Genomic DNA, 7986 nt, shown 5'->3' with positions numbered 1-7986 from the left:
ACGCGTCAACGTCCTGTGGGCTCTCATCCGTGACGGACAGTGCTTCCAACGTGGACTCCCGGTCGCATCAGCGGCTTGACAACAGCATTAGGAGGTGACATCTTCATCTCCCGTCTCCTGGACATGCTCTTTGGCCTATACCTAACATCTAGGTATCCCCGAGGAACTGACGGTAGGTCAGGCGGGGCCCGTGCCTGTCAGCGCGACCTCCCTCGCGCGCTCCCGTGAAGGTGACGCATGATCACGTCCGTCGTCCCGGCCGACCCGCCGCGCCCCAGCGAGCTCCTCGGAGCCCTGGAAGCCTCCGCCGTCCTCACCGCCGACGGCGTCCTGCCGGAGGAACGGCCGGCCCCGCTCGCCCCCGACGTGCTCTGGTGGCGCGACGCGGTCATCTACCAGGTGTACGTGCGCAGCTTCCAGGACTCCGACGGCGACGGCATCGGCGACCTCCCGGGCGTGCGGGCCCGGCTGCCGTACCTGAAGCGGCTGGGCGTGGACGGGGTCTGGCTGAACCCGTTCTACCCGTCGCCGCAGCACGACCACGGCTACGACGTGGCCGACTACAAGGGCGTGGACCCGATGTTCGGCACCCTGGAGGACTTCGACCTGCTGGTCGAGGACTGCCGGAAGCTGGGCCTGCGCCTGGTGCTGGACACCGTGCCCAACCACTGCTCGGCCGAGCACCCGTGGTTCCTGGAGGCGCTGGCCGCCGCCCCCGGCTCGGCCTCCCGGGCCCGGTTCCACTTCGCGGACGGCCGGGGCGCCGGCGGCGAGCTGCCGCCGAACAACTGGCGGGCGATGTTCGGCGGCCCCGCGTGGTCCCGGATCACCGAGCCGGACGGCACCCCGGGCCAGTGGTACCTGCACATGTTCACCCCGGAGCAGCCGGACCTGAACTGGCGCAACCCGGAGGTCCCGGTCGAGTTCGAGAAGGTGCTGCGGTTCTGGCTGGACCGGGGCGTGGACGGCTTCCGGATCGACGTGGCGGCGGGCCTGTTCAAGCACCCGGAGCTGCCGGACTCCCCGGACCCGGAGGCGGACGAGCGCACCCGCGACTCGGTCAACCCGCTGGCCTGGAACCAGCCGGAGGTGCACGAGGTGTGGCGCTCCTGGCGGGCGATCTGCGAGGAGTACACCGCACTGGACGGCCGGCAGCGGCTGCTGGTCGGCGAGGCGTCCGTGCCGACCCCGGCCGAGCAGGCCAAGTACGTGCGCGGGGACGAGCTGCACCAGGCGTTCTTCTTCCACCTGCTGCACGCGCCGTGGGACGCCGAGCACTTCCACCAGGTGATCGACGCCGCGGTGCGGGACATCACCGCGACCGGCTCGACCGTGACCTGGGTGCTGAACAACCACGACCAGGTCCGCACCACCACCCGCTTCGGCAGCCCCGAGCGGGCCCGGGCGGCGGCGCTGCTGATGCTGTCGCTGCCGGGCGCGGCCTACCTGTACCAGGGCGAGGAGCTGGGCCTGCCGGAGGTCGACGACCTGCCGGACGAGGTGATCACCGACCCGATCTTCCACCGCACCGGCAGCCGCAAGGGCATCCGGGACGGCTGCCGCGTCCCGCTGCCGTGGGCCGGGGCCGAGGCCCCGTACGGGTTCGGGCCGGAGGGCTCGGCGCCGACCTGGCTGCCGCAGCCGGCCTCGTTCGCCCGGTACACCGCCGAGCGGGCGCTGGCCGACCACACCTCGGCGTACCACCTGTACCGGGAGGCGCTGCACCTGCGCCGGCTGCTGCCGCAGCTGGGCGAGGGGACGCTGCGCTGGCTGGAGACGCCGCCGAACGTGCTGGCCTTCGTCCGGGGCGACGGCCTGCTGGTGGCGATCAACTTCGGCACCGTCCCCGCTCCGGCGCCGGTCACCGGGCAGCCGCTGCTCTCCTCCGGCCCGTGCCCGGCCGGGGTGCTGCCGCCGGCCACCACGGCCTGGTGGATCCAGCCGCGCCGCTGACGCCGCCCCCTCCCGGCGGCGGGCCGGCCGCCGGGAGGACCACCGGGAGGGCCTTCCGAGCAGGGACTTCCCAGACACGCCCGGAACTCACAGCGAACTCACACCATTCGCCGAGTTTGCACACGGGAGCCCGGCCCATGGGGTGCTGATGAACGAATCTTTACCTTTCGGGTGACCGAAATAACCCATTCAGGTGTTCACATCGTGGACATACTGTCGATGCACGCAGGTCAGCCCTGTGACAATGGTGCAGACCAACGGTCCCACCCCGTCGACCGGCGCGTGTCAGGCGCGCCGCCGGCGGTCCTCAACGGCGAGGAGGACCAAGGGCCCTCCCGGGACGGGAGCGCCCTCGTGCACCATCCGATCACGGAAGGTTGTGCCTGAATGCCGGCCACCCCCAGCTCTGCCGCGTCCACCGACGCCGGCGCCCGCCTGATCGAGCCGCTGTACCAGGAAGTGCTGCGCCGCAACCAGGGCGAGAACGAGTTCCACCAGGCGGTCCGCGAGGTCCTGGAGACCCTCGGCCCGGTGCTGCGGCAGCGCCCCGAGCTCGTCGACGCCCGGATCATCGAGCGGGTCTGCGAGCCCGAGCGCCAGCTGATCTTCCGGGTGCCGTGGTCCGACGACAAGGGCGGCATCCACGTCAACCGCGGCTTCCGGGTGGAGTTCTCCAGCGCCCTCGGCCCGTACAAGGGCGGCCTGCGCTTCCACCCCTCGGTCAACCTGGGCATCGTCAAGTTCCTCGGCTTCGAGCAGATCTTCAAGAACGCCCTCACCGGCATGCCGATCGGCGGCGGCAAGGGCGGCTCCGACTTCGACCCCAAGGGCCGCTCGGACGCCGAGATCATGCGCTTCTGCCAGTCCTTCATGACCGAACTGCACCGCCACCTCGGCGAGTACACCGACGTCCCGGCCGGTGACATCGGCGTCGGCGGCCGCGAGATCGGCTACCTGTTCGGCCAGTACAAGCGGATCACCAACCGCTACGAGTCCGGCGTGCTCACCGGCAAGGGCCTGGGCTGGGGCGGCGCGCAGGCCCGCACCGAGGCCACCGGCTACGGCTGCGTGATGTTCACCGAGGAGATGCTGCGCACCCGCGGCGAGAGCCTGTCCGGCCAGCGCGTGGTGGTCTCCGGCTCCGGCAACGTGGCGATCTACGCGATCGAGAAGGCCCAGCAGCTCGGCGCGACCGTGCTCACCTGCTCCGACTCGACCGGCTACGTGGTCGACGAGAAGGGCATCGACCTCGAACTGCTCAAGGAGATCAAGGAGACCCGCCGCGGCCGCGTCTCCGACTACGCCGAGGCGCGCGGCTCGCACGTGAAGTACGTGGCCGGCACCGGCGTGTGGAACGTCGCCTGCGACGTGGCGCTGCCCTGCGCCACCCAGAACGAGCTGCACGAGGCGGACGCCGTCGCCCTGGTCCGGGGCGGCGTCAAGGCCGTCGCCGAGGGCGCCAACATGCCCACCACCCCCGAGGCCGTCCGGGTCTTCCAGGAGGCCGGCGTGGCCTTCGCGCCCGGCAAGGCCGCCAACGCCGGCGGCGTGGCCACCTCGGCGCTGGAGATGCAGCAGAACGCCTCCCGCGACTCGTGGACCTTCGAGCACACCGAGGCCCGCCTCGGCGAGATCATGAAGCACATCCACGACTCCTGCTTCACCACCGCGGAGAAGTACGGCAGCCCCGGCAACTACGTGGTCGGCGCGAACATCGCCGGCTTCGAGCTGGTCGCCGACGCGATGCTCGCCCAGGGCCTGATCTGACGCTCGCCCACCCAAGGCCCGGACCGCACCCGCGGTCCGGGCCTTCCCCGTGGCCGGCCGCCACCACGGCCCGCCGTCGGCGACGGGCGCGCACGGGGAGAGGCGGACCGTCATATCCGGGAAGCCGGAGAAGTCCGGGACGCGGCACGCGGACCGGACCAAGCACGGGGCCACCCCGAAGCGCGGCGAGGCCGCCGGAGCGGCGAAGCGGCGGCTGCCACCCGCGGTGACGGCACTGCTGGGCATCCTGCTCGCGCTGGCCTGGATCACCGCGGGGACGGGCGTGACGATCGGCAGCGCCGCCGAGGCGGCCGGGATCCGGGCCGAGCACCACCAGCCCGAACTGCGGATGACGCTCTCCGACTGCCGCACCACCGGCCGGTCCCGGAGCTGGGTCCACCACTGCCGGGGCACCGGGACCCCGGCCGCAGCGGTGTCACCACCGGCACCTGGTACCTGAACGGGGCGTCCGACTCCTACCGGGCGGGCGCCGTCGTGACCGTCCGCTGCGACACCGGCGGCTCCTGCCACGAACTCGGGACGCCCCACCACCTCGTGGTCGCCGTCCTGCTGCCGGGCGGCCTGGCCCTCACCGGCAGCGGCCTGGTCCTGCTGCTCCTCGTCCTGCTCGGGACGTTCGCCCCGGCCCGCGCCGCGGCGCCGCGCCGCCGCGCCGCCCCCGGCCCCGCTCCCCCCGGTTCGCCCGCCCCTTCCCACCCGCCCCCCGCGCCGCCCGGACGGCGGGTCGTGCCGGCCTGGGCCGCCGCCCGCGACCGACACTGGCGGGATGTGCGCCCTCCCTCCCCCGCCCGGCCGCCGCGCCGTCCTGCTCGCCGGGATCGGCTCCGCCCTGACGGCCTGCGCCTCCGGCCGCCCGAACAGCCCCGGCGGCCCTGGCAGCCCTGGGAGCTCAGGCAGCCCTGGGAGCTCAGGAAGCCCCAACGGCCCTGGCGGTCAGGGCGGTTCCGGCGGTTCCGGCAGTCCGTCCGCGGCGTTCCCCGCGCCCGCGGCCTGGCAGCCGGGGCCGGGCGAGTTGCAGCCGGACGTCAAACTGCGGGCCGTGCAGGTGGTGGAGGCGATCGGCGGGTGGCCGCCGGGCGGGCAGGGCGTGGCGGCGGCCCGGCAGCGGGTGGCGGCGCTCGGGGCGGATCCGGCGCTGGCCGAGCAGGGCGGCCCGCTGCTGGCGGACGCGCCGCGGGCCGCGCTGGAGGTGGTGTACGCGCAGTACGGCGGCCTGCTGGCGGACTCGGCGAGCGTGCTGGTGGTGTGCCGGCAGTGGGTGGCCGGGCCGGACGGCGCGCCGGTGTCCACCGGCAGCACGGTCGACGTCCGGCTGGCCGCCGCCGCGCCGCGCTGGAACGTCACCGCGCTGCACCCGGCCGACCCCGGTGCGGCGGCCGCCGCACCGGGCGATCCGGCGGTGCGGGTGCTGGCCCAGCCGCGGATCGTGCTGCCGCCGGCCGCGGTGGCGGACGTGCGCAGCGGGCAGGTGCACGGTGCGGCGCTGGAGGCGATGCTGACGCTGGCGGGGTCGTACGGCTTCGAGGTGAGCGTGCTGCGCTCGGGCCATCCGCTGCTGGTGTTCGGGGCGGACCGGCCGAGCGACCACCCGCGCGGGCTGGCGTTCGACACCTGGCGGATCGAGGGGCACCCGGTGGTGGATCCGGCGACCCCGGCCGCGCTGGTGGAGTCCTTCATGCGGGCGGCCGCGGCGGCGGGTTCGTACAACGTGGGCGGGCCGCGGCAACTGTCCGGCGGGCGGACGGCGAACCAGTTCTTCAGCGACCCCACCCACCACGACCACGTGCACGCGGGGTTCCGCGACTGACCGGGCCGCGGGGCCCGGCCGGGTGGGGGTCCAACCACGTGCCTTCGCCCACGATTTGACTTGTGCTCTGCCCGTGAACTGCGAGAACGTGTCCGACGCAGTTCGATTGTCGGGTTTTTCGTGGCGGTGGGGTCGTGTCGGTGAAGACGCGTGCGGGCGGGGTCGCCGCCGTGGTGGCGGGGGTCGTGCTGGCGGCCGCGCTGACGGGCTGCTCCGGTTCCTCCCCCGCCCCGCGGGCCGCGTCCTCCGCCCCGGCCCCGGCCGCCGCGCTGTCCGACGACGCTCCGGCGGGCGACCGGGCGCAGGAGATCGACCGGCTCCGGGCCGCGATCGAGGCCCCCACGCAGCCGTACTCGGCCACCCTCGGGGTGGACGCCTCCGACGACAGCGTGCACGTCCGGGGCGGGGGCACGGTCGGGGTGTCGGACGTCCAGACCAGCTCGATGAGCCTGGGCATGCTCGCCGGGGACACCCCGGTGCGGGTGTACACCACCACCACGCGGGACGCGGTGTACACCAGGGTCGACGACGAGGAGTGGACGAAGCACGAGCGCAACGGCCAGGGGCTGCTGGTGGCCGACCACCGCCCGATGGTGCGGGCGCTGCTGCAGGCCGACCCGGCCTCCTACCGGGGCACGGAGAAGCTGCCCGGCCGCAACGGCGGCCCGGCCTACCACCTGGCGGGCCCGCTGCCGGTCGAACGGATCGCCGACGCGCTCGGGGAGACGATCCGGCAGCGGATCGCCGAGCACCGCATCGCGGAGTGCGCCACCGACCTGCTGGTCGACACCGAGGGCCGGCTCTCCCACCTGACGGTGACCTGCGAGGGCGACGGCTACCGGGCCGTCTCGACGCTGAACCTGTCCGAGTACGGCCCGGCTCCGAGCGGCCCGAGCGGCCCGAGCGGCCCGAGCGGCCCGAGCGGCCCGACACCGAACGGCCCGGCCCCGCGCGGGGAACCGGGCCGCCGGGCGTCAGGTCCCGGGCGTCAGCAGGTGATGCTGCCCTTGCGCAGGGCGTGGCCGCCGGTGTTGCTGTCGTCCGACCAGTAGACGGGCTTGCTGCCGCCCGTGCACTCGTCGGCGCCGGCCAGGGTGAAGCCCTCGTTGTTGATGTTCGACATGCCGGAGGGCCGGTCGTAGACCGCGGTGAGTGCGAACGCGCCGCTGCCGTTCACCTGGAAGGTGCGCAGCTGGCCGGAGCAGTTGTCGTCGCAGACCACCCACATCCGGTTGGCCTGCGGCTCCCAGGACAGTTCCATCACGCCGGCCATGCCGCTGCTGACGGTGGCCACCTTGGTGAAGCCGCCGGCCTCCAGCAGGACGTAGCCGTAGACCGTGCCGGTGCCCTCGACGCCGACGAAGAACACGCCGCCGGTGTGCGCCCCGTAGTGGGCCGGGTCGTAGGCGGCGCCGGTGGCGGCGTCCTTGAAGCCCGCGCCGGTCAGGTAGCCGTCGGGCACCCAGGTGACGCCTTCGAGTCCGGCGTTGGAGCCGGTGGACGGCAGGTCGGAGGTGAGGTTCCACTCCCGGGTGGCGGTCAGTGTGCTGCCGGTGCCGGAGACGTCGTAGCGCAGCACGGAGAGCCGGCTGGTGGAGGAGGAGTCGGCGTTGCGCTCGCTGGAGACGTACACGCCGCCGGCCGAGCCCGCGCCGGTCAGGGTGACGCCCTCGTCGTCGGGGGTGCCGGTGCCGCCGGTGAAGCGCAGCGACTTGCCGGAGCCCCAGCCGTTGGCGGTGTCGGGCTTCCAGCCGCCGGAGCCGTTCGGGACGAGCCGCCACAGCTTGCCGGAGTTCTGCGCGCCCCACAGCACGCCGCCCTCCTGCTGGAGGCCGGACAGGTCGGAGCCGAACACGTTGGAGCCGTCGGCGGTGGTGACGGCGGAGCTGCCGGGCCAGGCGACCGGGCCGGTGGGGGTGCTGGAACCGCCGGAGCCGGCGCAGTCGTTGGCGGAGCCGAGGGTCAGCGCGGCGGACCGGCTCCAGGCGCCGGTGCCGTCGGGGCAGCGCGACCAGGACGGGGCGGAGTGCGAGGTCCAGCTGAACGAGTCGACCAGGGTGCTGCCGTCGGCGAGGTAGAGCCGGGCGCTGTCGGAGGAGCCGAGGCCGAAGCTGCCGTGCACGTCGAAGGCCCTGGAGGCCCCGGGGGCGAGGGTGGTGCCGGCGGCGACGGTGTACTTGCTGCTGGTGCTGTCGCGCAGGACCCACCCGGACAGGTCGACCGTCGCGGTGCCCTTGTTGTACAGCTCGATCGAGTCGTTCACCGACCCGGTCGTCACCACCTCGTTGAGCCGGACGTCGTCGGCGGGCGCGGCGGCGGCGGGCCCGGCGCCCAGCACGCCCAGGCCCGCGACGGGCAGGGCCGCGGCGGCCAGCAGCAGGGCGAGTCGACGGCGCCAGGCGGGGGTGCGCGGTTCGGTCACGGGTTCCGTCCCTCGG

Annotated in this window: 6 protein-coding genes; 5 read left to right on the top strand and 1 reads right to left on the bottom strand. The window is 74.0% G+C overall.

What is annotated here, in order from left to right:
• Window positions 1–237 precede the first annotated feature (237 nt).
• The 5 genes from ABD345_RS30370 to ABD345_RS30350 all read left to right on the top strand — a co-directional run bounded on the left by ABD345_RS30370 (window position 238) and on the right by ABD345_RS30350 (window position 6600).
• Window positions 238–1953 carry a glycoside hydrolase family 13 protein gene (locus tag ABD345_RS30370; protein WP_344556769.1) on the top strand — a complete coding sequence of 572 codons (1716 nt, stop codon included), beginning with the start codon at window positions 238–240 and terminating at the stop codon, window positions 1951–1953.
• A 387-nt stretch (window positions 1954–2340) separates the two neighbouring features.
• Complete coding sequence (gene gdhA, locus ABD345_RS30365) at window positions 2341–3720, top strand: NADP-specific glutamate dehydrogenase (RefSeq protein ID WP_344556768.1); 1380 nt, start codon at window positions 2341–2343, stop codon at window positions 3718–3720.
• Between the two features lie 226 nt (window positions 3721–3946).
• Complete coding sequence (locus tag ABD345_RS30360; RefSeq protein WP_344556767.1) at window positions 3947–4180, top strand: hypothetical protein; 234 nt, start codon at window positions 3947–3949, stop codon at window positions 4178–4180.
• Between the two features lie 600 nt (window positions 4181–4780).
• Window positions 4781–5548 (top strand): hypothetical protein, encoded by a 768-nt coding sequence (locus tag ABD345_RS30355; RefSeq protein WP_344556766.1) that lies wholly within the window; start codon window positions 4781–4783, stop codon window positions 5546–5548.
• A 140-nt stretch (window positions 5549–5688) separates the two neighbouring features.
• Window positions 5689–6600, top strand: a complete 912-nt coding sequence (locus ABD345_RS30350; protein ID WP_344556765.1) for a hypothetical protein — start codon at window positions 5689–5691, stop codon at window positions 6598–6600.
• Here the strand turns inward: ABD345_RS30350 and ABD345_RS30345 are convergent.
• Window positions 6537–7970 (bottom strand): lamin tail domain-containing protein, encoded by a 1434-nt coding sequence (locus ABD345_RS30345; RefSeq protein ID WP_425556891.1) that lies wholly within the window; start codon window positions 7968–7970, stop codon window positions 6537–6539. The genes ABD345_RS30350 and ABD345_RS30345 overlap by 64 nt on opposite strands.
• Between the last annotated feature and the right edge of the window lie 16 nt (window positions 7971–7986).

The sequence above is a fragment of the Kitasatospora saccharophila genome (assembly GCF_039529925.1).
Classification (GTDB): Bacteria; Actinomycetota; Actinomycetes; order Streptomycetales; family Streptomycetaceae; genus Kitasatospora; species Kitasatospora saccharophila.
This window is presented reverse-complemented; position numbering and strand designations above follow the sequence as displayed.

What these genes read in the sequence shown, in the direction of transcription:
- ABD345_RS30370 (WP_344556769.1), top strand. Translation starts at nt 238, where the DNA reads ATGATCACGTCCGTCGTCCCGGCCGACCCGCCGCGCCCCAGCGAGCTC.
- gdhA (WP_344556768.1), top strand. Translation starts at nt 2,341, where the DNA reads ATGCCGGCCACCCCCAGCTCTGCCGCGTCCACCGACGCCGGCGCCCGC.